At 49.2% G+C, this 20,870-nt stretch carries 18 protein-coding genes; 5 read left to right on the forward strand and 13 right to left on the reverse strand.

The annotated features are described in order from the left end of the window. Window position 1: 1 nt before the first annotated feature. The 3 genes from AB6805_RS00595 to AB6805_RS00605 form a co-directional block, all read right to left on the reverse strand. Entirely contained in the window at window positions 2–472 is a 471-nt protein-coding gene (locus AB6805_RS00595; RefSeq protein ID WP_370907518.1) for a RidA family protein, read from the reverse strand. A gap of 132 nt (window positions 473–604) precedes the next feature. Beyond that, on the reverse strand, window positions 605–817 hold the full coding sequence (locus AB6805_RS00600; protein ID WP_142688030.1) for a hypothetical protein: 213 nt from the start codon (window positions 815–817) through the stop codon (window positions 605–607). A gap of 14 nt (window positions 818–831) precedes the next feature. Continuing rightward, window positions 832–1,320 carry a DinB family protein gene (locus tag AB6805_RS00605; protein ID WP_370907519.1) on the reverse strand — a complete coding sequence of 163 codons (489 nt, stop codon included), beginning with the start codon at window positions 1,318–1,320 and terminating at the stop codon, window positions 832–834. A 143-nt stretch (window positions 1,321–1,463) separates the two neighbouring features. Between AB6805_RS00605 and AB6805_RS00610 the strand changes: the two genes are divergently transcribed. Then, the gene (locus AB6805_RS00610) at window positions 1,464–2,438 is read left to right on the forward strand and encodes a GlxA family transcriptional regulator (protein ID WP_370907520.1); all 975 of its coding nucleotides are present in this window, start codon (window positions 1,464–1,466) and stop codon (window positions 2,436–2,438) included. Here the strand turns inward: AB6805_RS00610 and AB6805_RS00615 are convergent. The 8 genes from AB6805_RS00615 to AB6805_RS00650 all read right to left on the reverse strand — a co-directional run bounded on the left by AB6805_RS00615 (window position 2,433) and on the right by AB6805_RS00650 (window position 15,642). After that, entirely contained in the window at window positions 2,433–2,960 is a 528-nt protein-coding gene (locus tag AB6805_RS00615) for a DinB family protein (protein ID WP_370907521.1), read from the reverse strand. The genes AB6805_RS00610 and AB6805_RS00615 overlap by 6 nt on opposite strands. A 105-nt stretch (window positions 2,961–3,065) precedes the next feature. Continuing rightward, window positions 3,066–4,469 (reverse strand): glucuronate isomerase, encoded by a 1,404-nt coding sequence (gene uxaC, locus AB6805_RS00620; protein ID WP_370907522.1) that lies wholly within the window; start codon window positions 4,467–4,469, stop codon window positions 3,066–3,068. 19 nt (window positions 4,470–4,488) lie between these two features. Beyond that, window positions 4,489–6,144: a UxaA family hydrolase gene (locus tag AB6805_RS00625; RefSeq protein WP_370907523.1), complete on the reverse strand. Its 1,656-nt coding sequence runs from the start codon at window positions 6,142–6,144 to the stop codon at window positions 4,489–4,491. Window positions 6,145–6,161: 17 nt separating this feature from the next. After that, complete coding sequence (locus AB6805_RS00630) at window positions 6,162–7,625, reverse strand: tagaturonate reductase (RefSeq protein ID WP_370907524.1); 1,464 nt, start codon at window positions 7,623–7,625, stop codon at window positions 6,162–6,164. 7 nt (window positions 7,626–7,632) lie between these two features. After that, on the reverse strand, window positions 7,633–8,805 hold the full coding sequence (locus AB6805_RS00635; protein WP_370907525.1) for a glycoside hydrolase family 105 protein: 1,173 nt from the start codon (window positions 8,803–8,805) through the stop codon (window positions 7,633–7,635). Then, window positions 8,795–11,026 carry a glycosyl hydrolase family 28 protein gene (locus tag AB6805_RS00640; RefSeq protein WP_370907526.1) on the reverse strand — a complete coding sequence of 744 codons (2,232 nt, stop codon included), beginning with the start codon at window positions 11,024–11,026 and terminating at the stop codon, window positions 8,795–8,797. The genes AB6805_RS00635 and AB6805_RS00640 overlap by 11 nt, the downstream gene beginning before the upstream one ends. Next, window positions 11,026–12,666: a RagB/SusD family nutrient uptake outer membrane protein gene (locus AB6805_RS00645; protein ID WP_370907527.1), complete on the reverse strand. Its 1,641-nt coding sequence runs from the start codon at window positions 12,664–12,666 to the stop codon at window positions 11,026–11,028. The genes AB6805_RS00640 and AB6805_RS00645 overlap by 1 nt, the downstream gene beginning before the upstream one ends. Window positions 12,667–12,684: 18 nt before the next feature. Next, a complete protein-coding gene (locus AB6805_RS00650; protein ID WP_370907528.1) occupies window positions 12,685–15,642 on the reverse strand; it encodes a SusC/RagA family TonB-linked outer membrane protein in 2,958 nt (985 codons plus the stop codon). Window positions 15,643–15,865: 223 nt separating this feature from the next. Between AB6805_RS00650 and AB6805_RS00655 the strand changes: the two genes are divergently transcribed. Next, window positions 15,866–16,885: a LacI family DNA-binding transcriptional regulator gene (locus AB6805_RS00655; protein WP_370907529.1), complete on the forward strand. Its 1,020-nt coding sequence runs from the start codon at window positions 15,866–15,868 to the stop codon at window positions 16,883–16,885. Between the two features lie 6 nt (window positions 16,886–16,891). Here the strand turns inward: AB6805_RS00655 and AB6805_RS00660 are convergent, their stop codons facing one another. Further along, window positions 16,892–18,505 carry a glycoside hydrolase 43 family protein gene (locus tag AB6805_RS00660; RefSeq protein ID WP_370907530.1) on the reverse strand — a complete coding sequence of 538 codons (1,614 nt, stop codon included), beginning with the start codon at window positions 18,503–18,505 and terminating at the stop codon, window positions 16,892–16,894. A gap of 145 nt (window positions 18,506–18,650) precedes the next feature. Here AB6805_RS00660 and AB6805_RS00665 point away from each other — a divergent pair, with 145 nt between their 5' ends. Together AB6805_RS00665 and AB6805_RS00670 are read left to right on the forward strand one after the other, a co-directional pair. Then, window positions 18,651–19,112, forward strand: coding sequence for a GNAT family N-acetyltransferase (locus AB6805_RS00665; RefSeq protein ID WP_370907531.1), 462 nt, complete (start codon window positions 18,651–18,653; stop codon window positions 19,110–19,112). A gap of 66 nt (window positions 19,113–19,178) precedes the next feature. Beyond that, window positions 19,179–19,646 (forward strand): hypothetical protein, encoded by a 468-nt coding sequence (locus AB6805_RS00670; protein WP_370907532.1) that lies wholly within the window; start codon window positions 19,179–19,181, stop codon window positions 19,644–19,646. 89 nt (window positions 19,647–19,735) lie between these two features. Here AB6805_RS00670 and AB6805_RS00675 read toward each other — a convergent pair whose 3' ends face one another. Continuing rightward, the gene (locus AB6805_RS00675; protein WP_370907533.1) at window positions 19,736–20,101 is read right to left on the reverse strand and encodes a winged helix-turn-helix transcriptional regulator; all 366 of its coding nucleotides are present in this window, start codon (window positions 20,099–20,101) and stop codon (window positions 19,736–19,738) included. A gap of 98 nt (window positions 20,102–20,199) precedes the next feature. Here AB6805_RS00675 and AB6805_RS00680 point away from each other — a divergent pair, with 98 nt between their 5' ends. Beyond that, on the forward strand, window positions 20,200–20,868 hold the full coding sequence (locus tag AB6805_RS00680; protein ID WP_370907534.1) for an NAD(P)H-dependent oxidoreductase: 669 nt from the start codon (window positions 20,200–20,202) through the stop codon (window positions 20,866–20,868). The last annotated feature ends 2 nt before the right edge of the window (window positions 20,869–20,870 follow it).

Consider the following 20,870-nt stretch of genomic DNA (forward strand, 5'->3'; position numbering starts at 1 on the left):
TTTAATACAGTTCAAACAAAGCTTCTATTTCCACGGGGATATTATCCGGCAGGGAGCCAAAGCCCACGGCACTCCTCACTCCTACACCATTTTCTTCTCCCCACACCGCAGCAAATAATTCGCTGCAGCCATTGATGATGTAGGGATGCCGCTCAAAGTCGGGTGTACAGTTGACCATGCCCAGCACCTTGATCACCCTTTTTACTTTATTCAAACTGCCCACATGTGTTTTAATAGTAGAGAGCATGGTTAATCCTACCTGTCTTGCTGCCAGTTTGCCTTGCTCCATATCCAGTGCATCTCCTATCCGTCCGATGATCAGTGATTTATCATGCTGCACAGGACCATGACCGGAGAGATACAGGTATTTGCCATCGATGAGGAAAGGCTTATAAACACCCAAAGGCGACGGAGCTGGTGGCAGTTCCAGTCCCAGGGCCGCTAATTTCTCTTCTGCATGATTGTTTTCCATAATTGCTGTTTTAATCTGCTTATAAATGTAATATTGTTTCCATGACCAGCAATGATAAGAAAAACCTTACAATCCTCACAAAGTAGAAATTTGTTGCTTACAAAAGAAAAAGCCGCCTGTTAAGACGGCTCCTTAATCTTCCATTACCTGACACTGGAATCCATTTTCATTTACCAGCATCATTATTTTTCCGGGATGAAAATTCTCTCCTTCCACCCGTAACACTTTATCACAGTCTTCAAGATCAAAATTGATTTTACTATCCGGAAAATTACGGAGCAGCAGCGCTACTATTTCTTTCGCAGCTGCTACCCGTTTTACATTCGTTACGAATACTTCTACCATTGTAATAATTTTGATTACATATATTTCATCGGCTCGTATTTCAACAGCCGCCTCCACAAGGCAATTTGCCCGATACAATTGGCTTCCCGGTAAATATTAAAAGTGAGCAGGTCCCAGAGCGACATTTTCATGCCGGGAAATTCCAGCACATGATCCAGTTGTTCATCCGTTACATTTACCAGTGCTGTTTTTAACAAAGGGGAAATTTTCTGCCAGTCTTTTTTAAAAATTTCGAGAGATGGATACTGCTGTGAGTCCTTTATTCCCTGGAAATCTTTGAAAAGATCATTTGCTGTAGATGTGGCTTCCACTTTTAGCAAACCGGCCAGTTCAAACCGCTGCTGTACCAGGCTGCCGGTGAGCCATGCAACGTGGTTGGCGGGTGTGTCCAGCCTTTTATGCGCATCTTCATCAGTAATTCCATCCAGTACCTTTGGAAAAAATTCTGTGTGCAGGTCAAATAGTGGAAGGATGCCCTGCATCCGGGTGCTTACAGTTGTCATATAATATTATTTTTTTTGGTTCTCAAACTAACGGTAAGGTACCTCTTAATTTTTGTCCGGATAGATGCTGATAGAGTCAATATTAGGGGGTATTTGCGCCAAATTCGTTATGTTTGAGTAGATAACTAAAAACTGAAAACCATATGCTACAGATTGGGATCCTGCTTATACGCCACTACAAGCTTTTAAGCCTGGCTGCCATAACAGATGTACTGGACACCGTCAATAAGATTTACTATAAGAACGGTGAGCCTGCACCTTTCAGAATAACATTGGTACATACTCCGGAAACGGAACACCTGGCAGCAGCCTTTCCGGATTATGCGTCGCAACATACAGATGCAGCGGGTGCTTTCAACCTGGTGCTGGTACCCTCTTTTACTACGGATGATATCCGCCAGTCGATCATAGAAAACCGGGCTTATCTTCCCTGGATGCAACAACAATACAAAAACGGCGCTGAAATCGCCAGCTTTTGTACCGGCGCATTTTTATTGGGGGCTTCCGGTTTACTGGATGGCAAAATAGCCACCACCCATGTAGATGCCTGCAGGGAGTTTTCCGTTTCTTTCCCGGCAGTGAACCTGTTATCGGATAAAACAGTTACCCATGATTCCGGCATTTACACGAGCGGTGGCGCCACTTCTACCTTCCACCTGCTGCTTCACCTGCTGGAAGTTCATTGCGGCATTGAAATAGCGATAAAGACCGCTAAAATTTTTGCGGTGGATATGGGCCGCGACAAACAATCCTATTTCAGCACGTTTCAGCCTGCCCGTAATCACCACGACGATCTCGTAGCCTCTGCGCAACAAAGAATTGAAACCAGCTACCAGGATGTGGGTACAATTGAAGAAATGATCAGGGACATCCCTTCCAGCAGGAGAAATATTGTAAGAAGATTTAAACAGGTAACCGGTATAACCCCTATTGAATACCTGCAATTTACCCGGATTGAAGCCGCCAAAAAACTGCTGGAGCAAACCGGCCAGCAAATGGCGGAAGTCATCTTTAACTCGGGCTACAACGATCCCAAGGCATTCAGAAAGGTTTTCCGCAAAACGGTGGGAATGACCCCTTCTGAATACCGGGAAAAGTTTAACGCGGCCAGATCATAAATTCTGATCCCTGTCCCAGAAAGCCGGAGGCTCTATGCCGAGGGCGCGGAGATATACATACCCCTGTCCGCGGTGATGAATTTCATTGTCGAAAATGTAAAACAGGATGCTGATGGATTTACCTTCATACTGTCCAAAGGCAGTGATCTCTTTTTGAAATGCTTCCACCGGTATTTTAGGCCACCATTCGTTGAGTTTCTCTGTAATCACGTCCCAGAGTTGCAGCAGCTCCGCTTTGGTGGTAGGGGCCACCGACACGCCGGCGTCTTTCAGCAATACATCGATACCCAGCCATTCGTCGGTGACAACGCCATATACGGACGGAAAAGCCATTCCGCAAAACTCCATTACCAAAACAGAAAAGGGTCGCATACCGCCCACGCTGAAGGTGAACAGCTGATCTTCCGGGAATGCTTCAATCATCCGGCGGGTCAATGCGCGGTGGCCCTGCCAGTGTTTCAGTAACTGATCAGGCGTAATAACGGCGGTAGTAGTTGCGGCAGATAAGGTGTTGTTTTCCATGAGTGTTGTATTTTTTTGTTTACAATACAAAGGAAACACAGGGTTGTGACAACCCTATGTCAGTAGCCTTAAAAAAAAGTCTGCCTACAATACAACGCCTTTACATCACCAGCCAAAATACGCTTTGGCATTGCCGTAACAGATGTCCTGTATGATCTTTCCTACGGCATCGATATCATCTGGGATCTCGCCGCGCTCTATTTCTTCACCGAAGAGATCACAGAGCAGGCGGCGGAAGTACTCGTGCCGCGGGTAGGAAAGGAAGCTGCGGGAATCCGTAAGCATGCCCACAAACCGGGAAATAAGTCCCATATTGGAGAGCGCATTCATTTGTCTCGTCATACCATCTTTCTGATCCAGGAACCACCAGGCGGCGCCGAACTGTATTTTCCCCGCTACAGAACCGTCGTTGAAGTTGCCGGTCATGGTAGCCATGAGTTCATTATCGGCGGGGTTCAGGTTGTAAATAATCGTTTTTGCCAGTTTATCCTGGCTATCCAGTTTATCGAGGAATTTAGCCAGGGCACGTGCCTGGGAGAAATCACCAATGGAGTCCCAGCCGGTATCGGGCCCTAGCAGCCGCATCATGCGGGAATTATTATTCCGCAGGGCGCCAAGATGATATTGCTGCACCCACCCTGCTTTCCAGTCCATGAGCGCCAGTTCCAGCAGCAACGCCGATTTAAACTGCCGGATTTCGGTATAGGTGAGCGACTGACCACCGCGTATCTTCAAAAAGATCTGCCGGATATCTTTCTCCAGAAAATCATCTGCATATATTTCCTCAATACCGTGATCAGATACTTTACAGCCATGCGCGGCAAATACATCATGCCGGCTTTTCAAGGTCTGTAACAGGTCGTCATAGGTGTTGATGTTGCAATTTGCTGCCTGCTCCAGTTTTTCGAGGTAGCGGTTATATACTTCCGGCACTTCTACATTCATGGCCTGGTCGGGGCGGAAAGCAGGTATAACGGGTATTTCAAAACCCTCCTGTTTCAGCTGCCGGTGATACTGCAGGTTGTCGGCCGGATCATCGGTAGTGCAAACGATCGATACGTTCCTGCTGCGCAGCAGGTTTTGTACGCTGTATTCCGGCGTTTGCAACAGTTGATTGCAGGTATCATAGATCTGCCTTGCGGAGGCCGGATTCAGTATATCAGTGACCCCGAAATAGCGTTGCAGTTCCAGGTGTGTCCAGTGGTATAAAGGGTTACGCAAAGTATGCGGCACGGTGGCGGCCCATTGTTCAAACTTCTCCCAGTCCGTATTATTGCCGGTGCAGTAACTTTCCGGTACGCCGTTGGTGCGCATGGCGCGCCATTTATAATGATCTCCGTATAGCCATGCCTGTGTGATATTCTCAAACCTTGTGTCCGCGGCTATCTGCGCGGGCGGCAGGTGACAGTGGTAATCGATGATGGGCATATCCCTGGCGTAGTCGTGATAGAGCCTTTCTGCCGCATCGCTATTCAGGAGGAAATTTTCATCCATGAATTTTTTTCTCATCCGTAAAAATATTTAAGTATTACAATGACACCCCTCTTTTCCAGGGAATAAAATCATCCTGGCCGTTAAGGACAGATTTTGCAGTAATGGCGCCGCTGGCCACCTGTATAACGTAGTCGAGTATACGTTCTCCTGCTTCAGCAATGGTTTCTTCACCATCTATAATAGTACCGGTATTAATATCAATGATATCATTCATTCGCTGATACAGCTTTGTGTTGCTGGACAGTTTAATCACGGGTGCAATAGGGTTGCCGGTAGGCGTTCCCAGTCCCGTGGTAAACAGTACCACGTTAGCGCCGCTGCCCACTTCCGCCGTAGTGGATTCTACGTCGTTACCGGGCGTACAAAGCAGGTTTAATCCCGGCAGCTGCACTTTTTCGGGGTAATCCAGTACAGCAGCCACAGGAGAAGTGCCTCCCTTTTTGGCTGCCCCCGCCGATTTTATGGCATCGGTAATCAGGCCGTCTTTAATATTTCCGGGAGATGGATTCATATCAAATCCGGAGCCTGCTTCTTCTGCACGCTGCTGATAGGTACGCATCAACCGGATAAACCTGGTAGCGTCTTCCACGCTGCGGCACCGGTCGCTCATTTCCTGTTCTACTCCGCAGAGTTCGGGGAACTCAGCGAGGATAACGGAGCCACCAAGGGCGGTCAGCAGATCGGACGCATAGCCGATAGCAGGGTTGGCAGAGATACCGGAGAAGCCATCCGAGCCGCCGCACTCCAGCCCGATGCATAACTTGCTTAATGGCGCCGGCTGGCGGGTACATTGATTGGCGATCATCAGGCCGGCAAACGTTTGACGGATCGCATCCGTGATCAGCTGGCTCTCTGCTCCTGTTTGCTGCTGATCGAGTATATACAGTGGCTTTGAAAAGCCGGGGTCGCGCTTATTGATTTCGTCCTGCAACATGCTGATCTGTGCATTCTGGCAACCCAGGCTCAGCACCGTAGCACCGGCAACGTTAGCATGGGTAATGTATCCTGCGAGCAGGCCGCACAGCGTTTGCGCGTCCTGCCGGATACCGCCGCACCCACCATCATGTGTCAGGAATTTAATGCCATCTACATTTTCAAATACGCGGCTATGCTGCGCCCCCGACGCTTCTTCTGTGTACACCGTTTCGAGGATCTGCGAAGGGCCTGCGCCCGCCCGTTGTTTTGCAGCAAGCGAACGTGTGAAGGCAGCATACTTACCCGGACGGGCATATCCCAGTTCCGGCAGCAACGCTTCTTTCAATACTTCCACATTCCTGTTTTCACAAAACACCAATGGAATCACCAGCCAGTAATTAGCCGTACCTACGCTTCCATCGGCACGGTGATACCCCATGAAAGTCTTTTGCAGCCAGCGGGAAACATCCGGTGGCTGCCAGGTGGTTTTCCGCTGGGCAGCCAGTTCATAGCCATTGGCTGCGTGATGCACATTTTCCACGGCAATCCTGCTGCCCGCGCTGATGCTGCGTTGCGCGCGCCCTACCAGCACGCCATACATGTAAATTGCATCTCCTTCCTTCAGGGATGCCACCGCAAATTTATGCTTGGCAGGAATCTTTTCCTGCATCGTATATACGGCGCCGTTATACTCCACCGTTTCTTCCTTTTCCAGATCCTGCAGTGCTACCAGCACATTATCGTGTGGATGCACCTTTAATACTTTCTGCTTCATTTATCTGTCCTTATTTTTTACGATACCGTTATTTCTCCTGCTATCTTTTCAAGATAAACAGCTACACCCTGTTCCATTAACGCTTTCAGCATCGTAGTTACCAACTGTGCGAAGCCGGGAATGACAGTGAGGTTACAGCCCCATATCGCCTCGTTGCTGAAGGAATTTTTCACCACTTCCTCCGACGTATGCTGCTGCCATTGCGCCGCATACCAGGCGGCATGTTCATCCGTGATGGTATAGCTACTGCCGCCACGCATAAATAACGCATGCGCAGCAAAGCCCAGCGCTATCAACGCAGGCACATGTTCTGTACGCCGGTGATATTGCAACAGCACCGGCAGTACCCGCATTTTCAATTTCGCCGTATACTGACTGCAAATGCTTAACCACCGGTGTTCGATAGCCGGGTTGCGGAAGCGGTCCAGTACAGCGCCGGCAAAACGGATGGCCGCATCATTTCGTATATGGATATCTGTTATAGCAGGTATAATTTCATGCATCATCAGTCCTTCCATATAGGCAGCCATTGCCTCATCATTCATGGCCGCCTTCACCGTGTCGTGACCAGCCAGGAAGGCCAGTCCGCAGCTAAGCGTATGTGTGCCATTGAGCAGCCGGAGCTTCAGTTCGCGGAATACATTGATGTCGGGCGACAGTACCACCCCGGCATCTGCCTCACTGAAGGATAATATCTTCTTCACATGATCAGTGCTGGTTTCAATGGCCCATAAGCGGTATACTTCTGTCATGATCAGGAGATCATCTTCATAACCGGTCGACAGGTAGGCGGCACCAGGTACAATGCAATCCACCAATGAATTACAACAGTAGTTACTGTTAACAAGCCAGTGTACAAATCCTTCTTCCAGCTGGTTAAAGGCGCTCAGCTGCAACAGTATTTCCCGGAGCCTGCTGCCGTTATCCGGTATCAGTTCTGTAGGAATAATCACCATTCCTTTGGTGGCATCTCCCTTAAAATGGTGATAACGGCGATGCAGGAAGGCCAGCAATTTACCGGGGAAGGATGCCGGCGGCGTTGCATGAATACTTTCTTCCACATACACAATACCTACTTCGGTGGTATTGGATATTACTACCTGCATATGCGGACTGGCAGCGCAGTCCATAATATCGTTCCACTGGGTAGCGGCGGTGAGCACCCTGCTGATGCTGGCGTTGATAATATTTTCCGATACCGCTTTACCGCCATCAATGCCCCGGATACACTGTGTATAAAGATTATCCTGTTCGTCGAAAGCAGCGGTACTGCCTTTATCTGTTGACTTCACCACCACTACCCTGCCATTAAACAATCCCTGTTTATTGGCTTTATCTATGAAGAAACCGGGCAGTCCTCTCAGCAATACGCCTGTTCCAAATTGCAGCACCTTTTCCGGCAGCGTAAAATATTCTTCCGCCGGAACCTGCAGCCCGTCATTTTCGTGCAGCCGTGCCAGTAATTCTTTAGAAAGTTTCATATCCACATTATTTAGTCATCATTTCCATTTCGTTGGCAGCTAAAATGTACGCGCCTACGCCTTTAGGATCATTATCAATTACTTTTTCGCTGAGATAATAGGCATAGCTGCCATCCCGGTAGGGATCTCCGCCAAGTCCTGCTACGCTCACCGTACCGCTCAGGGTGATGTCTCCTTCCGGATTTTTACGGATAAACTGTTTCAGGATTCCCTTGTATCCTTTCTCCGCTACGCCGCGATAAGTAGCCGGCAGGTAGCCCAAACGCATACCCTTCGCCAACGCATATACGAACATGCAGGAGGCAGAGGCTTCTACGTAGTTTCCTGTGCTGTCGCCTTTGTCCAGCACCTGGTACCAGCAACCGGTTTTAGCATCCTGGTATTTTTTTACGGCGGCGGCAGTGCGGTTTAAAATGGCAACGAGACTGTCTTTGCCAGGATCACCGGCCGGATAATATTCCAGCGCATCTACCAGCGCCATGGCATACCAACCCATTGCGCGGCCCCAGAAGTGTGGCGACTGCCCCGTGGTTTTATTGGCCCAGCGCTGTTCCTTTGATTCGTCCCAGGCATGATATAATAAGCCCGTACGCGAATCGCGTGCATGCTGCTCCATCAGTACAAACTGGCGGGTAATATCACGGAAGGCGCTGTTTTCACCGGTAAGCACGGCATACTCTGCATAAAAAGGTTCTCCCATGTAAAGCCCGTCCAGCCACATCTGGTAAGGATAGCGCTTCTTATGCCAGAAGCCGCCGTTATTCGTGCGTGGCTGTCCGCGTAGCTGCTCCCGCAGGTGATCTGCAGCAATCTTATACTTATTGTCCTTAGTGGCTTTATACAGTGTTAGCAGTATCCGGCCGTTCTTAACGTTATCAATGTTGTAATCCGTCAGCTGGTACGTATGGATGTTACCGTTAGCATCCACAAAATGATCCATGCTCTTTTGTATGTACCGGAAATATTCCTGGTTGCCTGTTCTTTTCCACAGGCCGGTAAATCCTTCGAGGATCACGCCCTGGTCGTACGACCACCTAACCGGCCTGCCGGGCTGCATTTCCAGTGAGTCTTTCCATATACGCATGACCGTAGCCGCCATGCCGGCTGCGCCGGTTTGGGCCTGTGTAAGTGTAGCAGTGAGCAACAGTGTGGCGAATAGTATTGATGTTTTAAAACGCATGGTCTTCTGTTGATTTGGTTTTAGTATCGCGGTAACGGCAACTGTCCGTTGTAATATTTTTTGTATTGCGGGTATCCAGCACCGCTTTGCCGGAAGCGGTAAGGAGATACACATTCTTGAAATGTATATTTTCGGCTTCCTGGCACTGTATGCCTTCATCGGCTTTGATCACCAGGTTACTGAGGTGGATATTGCTGACCGGCATTTCCGGCAGGCCGCGTATGAACACCGCTTTCTTTGCCCCATTGCAGGTTACGTTATCAATATAAAAATTGCGGAACCGCGGTGTTGCTTCGGTAACCGGCAGCGTTTCCAGGCGCGGAGCCACTCTCTTTTCCCCTGCCAGCGGCACCGGGTCTTTTGCAGCGTAGTACATATCAAACAGGATGGCTTCCCCTGGGATATCTTTCATGTTGATATTGGCCGCATAAATATCTTCCACGATGCCACCGCGGCCACGGGCGGTTTTAAAACGTAACCCGATATCGGTACCCAGGAACGAACAGTCGGATACATAAATATTCCGGGCTCCGCCAGACATTTCGCTGCCTATTACAAAGCCGCCATGCGCATGGTATACGGTAGAGTTTTGTATCACTACATTTTCAGTGGGCTTGCCTCTTTTACGTCCCTGCTCATCACGGCCGGATTTAATACAAATGCCGTCATCGCCCACATCAAAGGTGCAGTCGAGGATTTGTGCGCCACTGCATGATTCGAGGTCTACCCCGTCGCCGTTTTGTGCATACCAGGGATTTTTGGCATAGATACCACGCAGGGTAATATTCTCGCAAAGCAACGGATGCAGGCACCATGCCGGTGAGTTCTGGAAGGTAACCCCTTCCAGCAATACATTTTTACAGGAGGCAATACTCACCATGTTGGGCCGGAGAAAATCTTTGATACCGGCGTAGTCTTCAATTTTACTGCCTGGCTTGATTACGCCTGGCAGGCTGGCTTTCGCTCCCAGGTAAGATGACCGGGTAGGATACCAGGTAGCACTGTCCTCTCCTACCAGTCCGCCGGAAGCAACCAGTTTTTCCCATTGCGTGGCAGTGAGCTTTCCCTTCTTCACCATGCGCCAGGCATCGCCGCCGCCATCAAGAATGCCACTACCGGTAATGGCTATATTTTCCTGGTTATTCGCTGAAACCGGCGGCTGGCAACGTACCGCCGCAAGCCCTTCATAAGTAGTGCTGATAAGCGGATATTGGTCGAAGTCGGTGGTAAACTGTAGCACCGCGTTCTTCGCTAAGTGGAGGTTTACATTATTTTTGAGCACCACCGGCCCGGTGAGCCACAGCCCGGATGGTATTAACACTACCCCGCCGCCTTTATTGCTGCAGGTGGTAATAGCTTCGTTGATAGCGTTACTGTTGAGCGTAATACCATCTGCTTTAGCACCAAAAGAAGTGATGGTAAAAGTATCTTTCCTGAAATGCGGTTCATAAACTACCGGCAGCTCATAGCGGTATTTCCCTTCAAAAGGCGTTGTTTCCAGGTAAGCGGCCAGCGGGAATTTCTTCTCCCGGATTTCACCGGCTACGAGAGCGGCTATCTTTGCAGCGCCATATGCAGAAAAATGGGTATTGTCTGTAATCCCGTCCGGCAGCGTATTGTAATGTCCCGGAGGGGTGGTGCGGAACATTTTCTGAGAGGCTGCTTCCCCTTCTTTTACCAGCAACGCAGCACTGCTTTTTTGCAGATCTACCAGCGGCACCTGCATCGCATTCGCTACGGACCTTACCACCGCAGGATAAGCGCCGTGGGTATCTTCCAAAACGCCATGCGTAAACTTACGGCGCGCCACCGGTGTAATCAGCAGCGGATGTGCGCCTTTGGCACGGGCTTCCGTTACAAAGCGCTCCAGGTTGGTTTTATACGCGCCTTCCGGGGCAGCATAGCGGGTTGAATCACTGATCTTCCCGTCGTTGTGACCAAACTGGATCATTACCCAGTCGCCGGGTTTTAATTGCGCTAACACGCTATCCCAGCGACGTTCGTCAATAAAGCTTTTAGTGCTTCTTCCGTTGACCGCATAGTTTTTAATGACGATATCTTTTTCAAAGCATTGCGGGAACAATTGTCCCCAGCCGCGCTCAGGATTATCTTCCAGTGGCTTGTTGGCCATCGTGGAATCGCCGATCATGAATATAGTAGGTTTGGGACCGGCTGGCGCCAGTCCCAATAATGATAATAAAAGTATCTGGAGAATTTTCATTAGTTATATTTATCGTTCTGCTTAAACTCCTCTTTATTAGTTACGGCATCAATCTGATCCTGCGGGATAGGCCGCACGGTATGAAACGACTGGAAATATGCATTGGCATCCGGGTTATGCAAGGCAATCCGCTCGCCGAGCTTACCGGTACGTTTCAGGTCAAACCAGCGCAGTTGTTCACCGGCCAGCTCCCGCGCCCTTTCATCAAGGATAAAGTCGAGGCTCATATCTGCGGCTGTTACCACCATCTCTGCTTCATGTCCCGGGATGGCGGCACGTTTGCGGATCACGTTGATATATTCCGCCGCCTTAGCTGAATTGTTCAGTTTGAACTGCGCTTCTGCTGCAATGAGATACATTTCCGCGAGACGGATGATAAATGCATCCCGTGCGCTTTGTTCTTCGTTCATGGATGCCCGTGTGGGATCATCAAATTTATCCAGGGATACATAACGGGTGCGGTCTTTTCCTCCGCCATTTTCTGTGTACACTGCATTCCTGTCGTATATCCGGTATTTGGTAGAAGCGGGCAGCACATATTTGCTGCAATAGATGGCCGTATCACCCAGCTTCATACCTGCAGGCGCTGTTTTGAGATTATTGCAATACCACACCTGTTTGAAAGAACCTTCATAGCGTGCATCTGCAGTTTCATTGAAAAGATTCAACAGGAACAACGTAGGCATGTAACGGTTAAATGGCCGCTGGTTCAGGATATCACGCTGCATACCCGGCAGGTCGTCGTACTTCATGGCAAACATCATGTGTGCATTATTGGCGCCGCGTGAGTGTCCGTTAGGAAACAGGGTAGCATCGGTGCGGTCATCAAACACGAGGTTCTTCATATAATTTACCGCCCAGATCACTTCTTTATTCTGCAGGTTATCCATACGCCAGAGATCTGCATATTTGGGCAACAGCGTATAGCCGTAACTGCTGATCACCTTTTCTGCCAGGTCGGCGGCTTGTTGGTTCATGCCACGGGTTAGATACATCCTGGCGAGAAAAGCTTCTGCAGCGGGCTTAGTTACACGGCCGTAGTCAGACGTGGTAGCAGGGAGGTTATTCACCGCCTCGCCCAGGTCGCGGAAAATCTGTGCATAGAAGGTATCCACCGGTGTACGGTTGGCGGTAGTTACTACGCCTGATGTTTCGGTAAGGGTAAAATGGACAGGCCCCCATGTTTCTACAATATGCCAGTAATAAAAGGCACGGAGGAAATGTAACTCAGCGCTGCGCACGGCTCTTCTTTCCGGCGTTAACCCGGCGCCATCTATACGTGTGATCCCTGCATTACATAAGTTAATAGCGGCATACAGCTGTTTCCATAAAACGCTCATCACGGAATTGCTGGCCTGCAGGTTGTTGTAGTTGGTCATATCCGGGTACTTATCGCCAGTGCCGCTGGTCCAGATATCGGTCCCCATTTCGGACATGCTGTATCCTTCTTCTTTTCCATACCACCAACGGTTATAGGTATACGCTGCATTTACCAGCGTTTCAAACCCTTCGGGTGTGGAATATACGGCATCGGTGGTAGTACCGCCGGGATTGTATTCTTCCAGTTGCTTGTTGCAGCCGGCAAGACTTCCGGCCGCAAGGCACAATATGATGAGGTACTTATTTATATTGGGTGTCATTGTTACGTTTTTTAAAATTTAGAACTCAACATTTATTCCTGCCACATACATCTTCGTGAGCGGATTGCTCAGATCTCCTCCCCTTTCCGGGTCATAATCTTTTACCTTGCTGAAGGTGAAGAGGTTTTTACCGGTAACGTATAAACGAAGACTGCTCAGGTGCAGCGCCTTTAAAGCATCGGCGGAGAAAGTGTAACCGAGTGAAAGGTTACGGATTTTCACGAACGAACCATCTTTATACCCCAGTGTTTTGATAAAAGGCGTACCATCTTTCGAAAGACTGGCATTAGGCCGGGGATAATCGTTGGATGGATTTTCCGGTGTCCAGTAATTTACAGGCGCACTGTTTTCCAATCCCTGCGGATCATATTTTGCTGCATATTCGGAGTTGATCCACTGACCAATGCGGGCGAAAACATAAATGTTGAGATCAAAGTTCTTGTAACGGAAATCGTTATTGAAACCGCCGCTCCATTTAGGCACCTGCGCACCAAGTATCACGCGGTCGGATGTATTGATGGTTCCTTTTCCGTCCTGGTCCTTCACTTTGATATCGCCTGGTTTGTAACCAAACTTCGTGGCTTCCGCAGCTTCTGCTGTTTGCCAGATACCAATTTTTTCATAGTCGTAATACACTTTTACCGGCGAGCCGATAAACCAGCCATTGGCCACATCGTTGGTGCTGCCATCTGCCAGCGCCACAATTTCTTCTTTATTGCGGGAGTATACGATGTTGGACGTCCACCGGAAGTCGCTGGTTGAAATGTTAGTGGTGTTGATTCCTACTTCAATACCCCTGTTACGGGTTTTACCGATGTTCTGTACTACAGTGCTCACACCGGAAGAAGTAGGCAGGGTGCGTTGCAGCAGCAGGTCTTTTGTTTGCGTGTCATAATAATCAATGCTACCGGTGATCCTGTTGTTGATGATACCGAAATCGAGTGCTATATTTTTGGTGGCAGACAGTTCCCATTTAAGTCCCTTGTTACCAGCCTGGTCGCCAATGGTGTAGGCCATGGCTGCATTTGTATCATCCCATGAAAAAGGTATTTTACTCAGATAGCTCATCGTGGAATAAGGATCTACCGCATCGTTACCGGCAATACCATAGCTCACCCGTAGTTTCAGATCACTGAAAAAGGTTTGCGACTTCATGAACGTTTCATCGCTGATGCGCCATGCAGCGGCTGCTGAGGGAAAGAAAGCCCATTTGTTGCCCGGCGAAAGCTTCGAGGATCCATCCGAACGGCCGGTGAGCGACAACAGGTATTTTCCTTTGTACGCATAATTCAGGCGGCCGGTAAAGGAAATGAGTTTGCTGGACTGGTACATGCTGCGTGCAGCGATGCCACTTACGTTATTCTGCATGGCATAGTATAACTGCGACGGGAGCAGCTGTCCTTCGCCCTGCATAAGTGAGGAATCGCGCTGGTCCGACAATACGCTGGCTACGCCTGTGATGCCAAAGGAGTGATCGCCGATTGTTTTATTATAGGTAGCCACGTTTTCCCAGCTGAGGTACCTGCGGGTGCTGCCGTTCGACTGCGACCGCGAAGTAGAAGCGGTAGAACGGTCGATAGAGCTTTTGGAAGCAAACACGCCCTGTTTCGCATTTTCCAGTGTTACGCCAAAGTTGGAGCGGAACATGAAACCACTGAAGGGTGTCAGTTCCAGGTAAGCATTGATAAATGTACGCGTAGTGCGGGTATTATTCTGGTAAGCATTCGGCTGCTCATCCGCCAGCGGATTGATAGCCGAGCCGCTGTTAGGGAATAATACCAGGTTGCCGGCAGAATCGTATGGTATGGCCAGCGGTATATACTTATTCGCCTGGTTGAGCGGATCGCGGCGGGCGCTCTGCTCATAGTAAGTGATCTGGCTTTGCGCGCCTATTTTAATGGCATCGTTGATCGTTTGATCAATGTTGAGACGGGTGGAATAACGTTTGAGATCATCCAGTTTCAATAATCCTTTTTCATTAAAATAATCAAAGGAGAAATACACTTTTGTTTTTTCTGATCCTCCGGAGATGCCTGCCTGGTAATCCTGCTGTAAGCCGTTATGCAACAGCAGATCGGCATAGTCGGCCCACAGGTTATGTTGTATTTCATTCAGTTCAAAAGCGTTAAATATTTTTGGATCATCCGCCTCAGTAGCCCATCTGCCGGTGGTACGGTTAGCTTCCCTTTTCAGGGCGGTATATTCGGGTCCGTTGCTCATACGCGGATAGCCGTTTACTTCAGACGATCCAACATAGGAACTGATATTTACGCGGGGTTTACCGCTGGTACCGCGTTTGGTGGTAACCATAATTACGCCGTTGGCGCCGCGGGAACCATAGATAGCGGTGGAAGACGCATCTTTCAGTACTTCCATCGACTGAATATCATTCGGATTGATGTCCTGTATATTTTCATACTGTACGCCGTCTACAATGTATAAGGGACCGTTGCTGGCTTTGATGGAGCGGTTACCTCTCACCGTTACATTCACTTTTGCACCTGCTGCGCCGCTGCTGCGGGTGATATCCACACCGGGCAGTTTTCCCTGTACAGATTCCATCACGTTGGTAGAGGGTACTTTTTTCAGTTCTTCTCCTTTTACGGAAACCACCGATCCGGTAAGATCCCGTTTTTTTACCATGCCGTAACCCACTACCACAATTTCATCCAGCTTCTTGTTGTTGGGTTCCATTTTGATTGTCATGGCGACATTATCCGCGGTGAGTGTCATCGCTGTATAGCCTATATAGCTGAATAACAGCTCAGTTTTTTTCCCTTCCGGTACCTGGAGGCTAAAATTCCCATGTGTATCTGTTTGGGTACCAGTAGTAGTGCCTTTGACCTGAACACTTACCAGCGGCAGTGGATCGCCGGTAGTAGCGTCTGTCACCTTCCCTTTCACGGTACGGGTCTGTGCAATCGCCCAACTGCTGAAACCCAACAGCAGTAAGCAAATGAAGTAAATTCTTTTCATAACGTTTGGCGTGAGTTAAATGGCAAATAAAAGTTGTGCTATAGTAAGCGTTGATTAACGTGGTGATTAATTGGTCGAAACAGGAGCTCTTTCTTCCGTATTGTACTGTTACAAGTCTACAGAACAATTTGTTAATGGTGAAGTTTATTTACGCAATCGTTCCCGGAAAAATCAGTACTTTCACCATAACAAGAATACCGGAAAACATAGTCCGGAAGCCGTTATGAAGTATAGAGCAGCAACCATAAAAGATATTGCGCAGGCGCTTCGCCTGTCCACTTCCACTGTGTCGCGCGCGTTGCGTGACAGCCATGAAATCAGTGCCGCCACCAAGCAGCTGGTGTTGGAACATGCAGCAAGACTGAACTATCATCCCAACCCGATTGCACTGAGTTTGAAAGAAAAGAAAAGCAGGTCAATCGGCGTGATCGTATCAGAAATTGCCAACAGTTTTTTTTCACAAACAATTAATGGCATTGAATCCGTAGCTAACGAGAAGGGCTATACGGTAATTATTTCGCAGAGCCATGAATCATTTGAGAAAGAAGTGAGAACACTGCAATACCTGGCGTCCCGGTCGATCGATGGGTTGCTGATTTCGGTGTCCAGTGCCACGAAAGACCTCACCCATCTCAAGGCGCTGCACCAGTTTGGATTCCCGATTGTATTCTTCGACAGGATCATAGAAGACATTGCCACGCACAAGGTGATGGTGGATAATTTCCAGGGCGCCTACAACGCCACGATGCACCTGCTTCAACAGGGATACCGGCATATTGCCTGTATTACCAACTCCGCACATCTCTCCATTACGCGGGAGCGGGTGGCAGGATATATGGCGGCACTGGAGAAGCATGGCATTCAGCCGCAACCGGCGTTGATCAAATATTGTTTTCATGGTGGCATGCTGCTTCCCGAAGTAACGGATGCAGTTAACCAGCTGATTAAATTAAAACATAAACCGGATGCTATTTTTGCCACCTCGGATAAGCTGACCACAGGTTGCATGCGTGCCCTGAAAAAGGCGAAGGTGGCTATTCCCAAAGAAATGGCGCTGACAGGATTCTCCAATTCAGACCTGATAGAACTGTTGCATGCACCTATTCCGGTTGTGCGGCAACCAGCTTTTGAAATGGGGCAGGTAGCTACCGAATTATTGCTGCAACTGATAGAAAGCAAGCGACCCGTTAAAGAATTTGAAACCAGGGTGCTGCACTCTGAGTTACTGATACCGTCGAAGTAACGGGGTTTATTCCACCCGCCACCAATCTATATCTGCCCAGCCGGCATCGTTTGTTTTTACGTCCCGGCTGCAGCACAATCCCATCTTGGCGCCTATCCATCTGCCGGTAGTGGCGGTAAATGGCTCACCCGTGGTATGGAAAGTTTTCCCATCTGTGCTGTAACTGAAGCGGCATATACCTCCTGCCCCTACTTCTACCCTGAAAAATATATCCGTTGACGTTATCTCTGTTATAGCGGTGGCTGTTTCACGGGAGCCCTTGTCAGCCTGTGTACAGGTGAAGTACGACAAATAAATACCGTTCGCTTTTTTCACCAGCGACAATCCCGCATAGTTTGCTCCCATCACCAGGAAGCTAACACGATCCCCGTTTTGCCGTGGTTTAAAACTCAGCTTTGTGGTAGCCCGGAATACGGGCGCCGGGAATTTCTGCAGGAGTACATGGGGTACTTCCCAGAGATTACGGGCGCTATCGGGTATCTGTGCGGCAAACAGGCGCAGGCTGCCTTTTGCTACAGATGGAAACGCCCAGCCGGCGGCCGGGTTGGCCTGCCATTGCCATTGCAAGCCTAAAGTGCTGGCATTAAACTCATCTGATTCCTGCGGCGTGGCAACCGGGTAACCCGCACCGGTAACCGGTTTGCGGAAGGTCAGCACTGGTTCTCCTTTCCCATCGTTGTCGTCGTCTGTTCCTATCACCGGCCAGTTGTTCACCCATTTCATTGGCTGCAGGTGCACTACCCTGCCGTAAGCTTCCAGGTCCTGGAAGTGTAGAAACCAATCCTCTCCCTTGGGTGTTTGCACCCACGCGCCCTGGTGCGGCCCGTTGACAGGCGTACGCCCCTGGTCCATTACGATTTTACTTTCGTAAGGGCCATACACGTTCTTTGAGCGCATCACCAGTTGCCAGCCGGTAGCGACTCCACCTGCGGGTGCGAAAATGTAATAGTAGCCGTTGCGTTTATAAAACTTCGGTCCTTCGAGCGTGGGGTGTTCATCGTGCCCGTCAAATACCAGCACGCCTTCATCCGTGGCTTTTGTACCGGTGGCATCCAGCTTTTTCACCACGATAATACTTTTAATACCGGCGCGGCTGCCGGCATATGCGTGCACCATATATACGTCACCGTTATCATCCCAAAGCGGGCATGGGTCTATCAATCCTTTGCCGGCTACCACCAGTTGCGGTGTGCTCCATGGGCCGGTGATCTGTTTTGATTTCACCACGTAGATCCCGAAGTCGGGGTCCGGGTAGTAAATGTAGAATTCGTTGTTGTGATAGCGTATAGCCGGCGCCCAAACACCATTGCCGTGTTGTGGCGCGGAAAAATGATCGTAAGGAGGCTGGCGCAGCAAGGCATGGCCGATGATGCGCCAGTTCACCAGGTCGCGGGAATGCAGGATAGGCAGACCGGGAATCGCATCAAAGCTGGAGGCAACGAGGTAATAGTCTTCTCCCACGCGGATGGCATCGGGGTCAGAGTAATCCGCATACAGCACCGGGTTTTTATAAGTGCCGTCTCCTTTATCGGATACCCATACTTTGGAAATATCTGCGGTCGATTGTGCGATAGCGGTGGTAGCAGTTAGCAGGCATAACACACCGGTGATTATCTGCATAAAGAACTTTAATGGTTTCATAACGTGCTGACAATGTGCCGGTCAAATTAGTAAATGGCCTGCAAAAGCAGGACGTTATTTACGCAATCGTTCCCGTTAAACAGAAAATAACTGATATTTGTAAGAATCAGTTAGCCAGAGAACCATGCAAGAAATTATTATCCGTAAAGCCACTGCTGCAGATTTGCCTGTATTGCTGGAGTTTGAGCAAGGTGTTATTACTGCAGAACGCCCTTTTGATCCCACCTTGAAAGAGGGCATTATACATTATTACGACATAGCGGCCATGATCACCGCTTCGCATATTGAGCTGCTGGTGGCAGAAGCAGCCGGCCAGCTGATTGGCTCCGGTTATGCCCGTATAGAAGATGCAAAGCCCTATGTCAGGTTTGCGCAATATGCTTACCTGGGATTTATGTACGTGGTGCCATCCTGGCGGGGTAAAGGGGTGAATAAGCTGATCATTGAAGGTCTGAAGGCATGGGCACAATCGCGGAATATAATAGAAATGCGTCTGGAGGTATACCATGAAAATACGCCTGCTATTAAAGCTTATGAGAAAACCGGCTTCAGCAAGCACATGCTGGAAATGCGGCTACCCATCTAAGTTTCCGGGATTCCATAAAAAAGTGGCACAATTTTCGACAGGTGGCTGGGTAAAGAACTTAAAACCATGAAACAGATACTCGTAGCCTTAGCTGCAGCAGTCGTTTTCTTTTCCTGCAAAAGTAACGCTGATAATGCTGCCGCTATTGAAAGTGCAAAGAAAGCCACCATCGATTCGATGAATAATGTGAGTGCCATCAAACAGCAGGTAGTAGATTCCATGAATGCGTTGAAAAGCAACCGTTCACACGGCCGCGAAAACGTAGCTGGTACCCAATATAACAATGAAACCGCTCCTGTGGTAGCCAATACAGAAGCTCCCGCGCCTGCCCCTGCAAAGAAAAAGGGCTGGAAATCGTGGAGCCATACCGCTAAAGGTGCTGTAGTAGGCGCCGGCGCCGGTGCAGTAACTGGTGCTATCGTGAACAAAGACCGCGTGAAAGGCGCTGCCATCGGTACCCTGATCGGGGCTGGTGTAGGTGCAGGTACAGGTGCAATTGTAGATCACAAGAAGAAACAAACCGCACAACAGTAACAGGTAATAATAATGAAGAAACGGCGTATCCTCACGGGTACGCCGTTTTTTTATGATATCAATCAGCAGATAACGGTAACGCCACTACGCTATTGGTGTAGCCGGCTATCGCGGTGCTGAAATCCCCACTCGTTCAACTGATCCCATACAGGAATAAGCCGCGCAGCGATTTCAGTCAGCTGGTATTCCACTCTCGGCGGTACTTCCGCGTATACGGTCCGGGTTACAAGCCCGTCCGCTTCCAGCTCCTGCAGGTGCAGGGTTAGCATACGATCGGTGATATTGGGAATGTGTTCTTTCAACTCACCGAAGCGCAGCGTTCTGTTCACCAGCTTGTACAGGATATATAACTTCCACCTCCCCGCCAGGATATCAATGGCATAGGCCACCCCGCACACACCTGAGATCTGTTCGCGGTTCAAATGATTGGTAGACGTTTCCTTGCGCTTTGCCATTACTTACATTTTTGTGTGTTGCATACAATAGGCTTCAAAAATACAAATGTAAAGTTCGTGGAATAATTTTGTCCGCAGTTATTTAAAAAACAACTTTTATGAAGATATTAATAGTTTATGCGCACCCGGAACCCAAAAGTATGAACGGCGCTATGTTCAACACTGCAGTGACCACACTGCTGGAAGCAGGCCATGAAGTGCAAACCTCCGACCTCTATGCCATGCAGTTTAACCCAATTTCCGATCGTAAAAATTTCACCACGGTATACAACGATGCTTTTTTCAAACAACAACTGGAAGAACAGCACGCCTCCCGCGTACATGGCTTTGCAGCAGACATTGCAGCCGAACAGGAAAAAATAGCCTGGTGCGATGTAATGATCTGGCAATTCCCTTTGTGGTGGTTCAGCATACCCGCCATCCTCAAAGGTTGGGTAGACCGCGTATTTGCAATGGGCACCTCCTACGGGAACAGCCACATTTATGAAACCGGCATTTACACCGGGAAAAAAGCAATGCTTTCGCTCACCATCGGCGGACCGGAAGATGCGTATATTAGCGGTGGCCTTCACGGCGATCTGGAAAACATGTTGAAACCCATTCACCGGGGCATCTTCCAATTCACGGGCTTTTCCGTGCTGGAGCCATTTGTAATACATGGCCCCGCCAGAATGTCGCCGGAAGAACGCGCACTGGCACTGGAAGACTGGATCGCCAGGCTAAAACAGATTGCACAAGAAACCACTATTGAAGTAACCAATTATTAATA

It is taken from the genome of Chitinophaga sp. RCC_12 (genome assembly GCF_041360695.1).
Taxonomy (GTDB): domain Bacteria; phylum Bacteroidota; class Bacteroidia; order Chitinophagales; family Chitinophagaceae; genus Chitinophaga.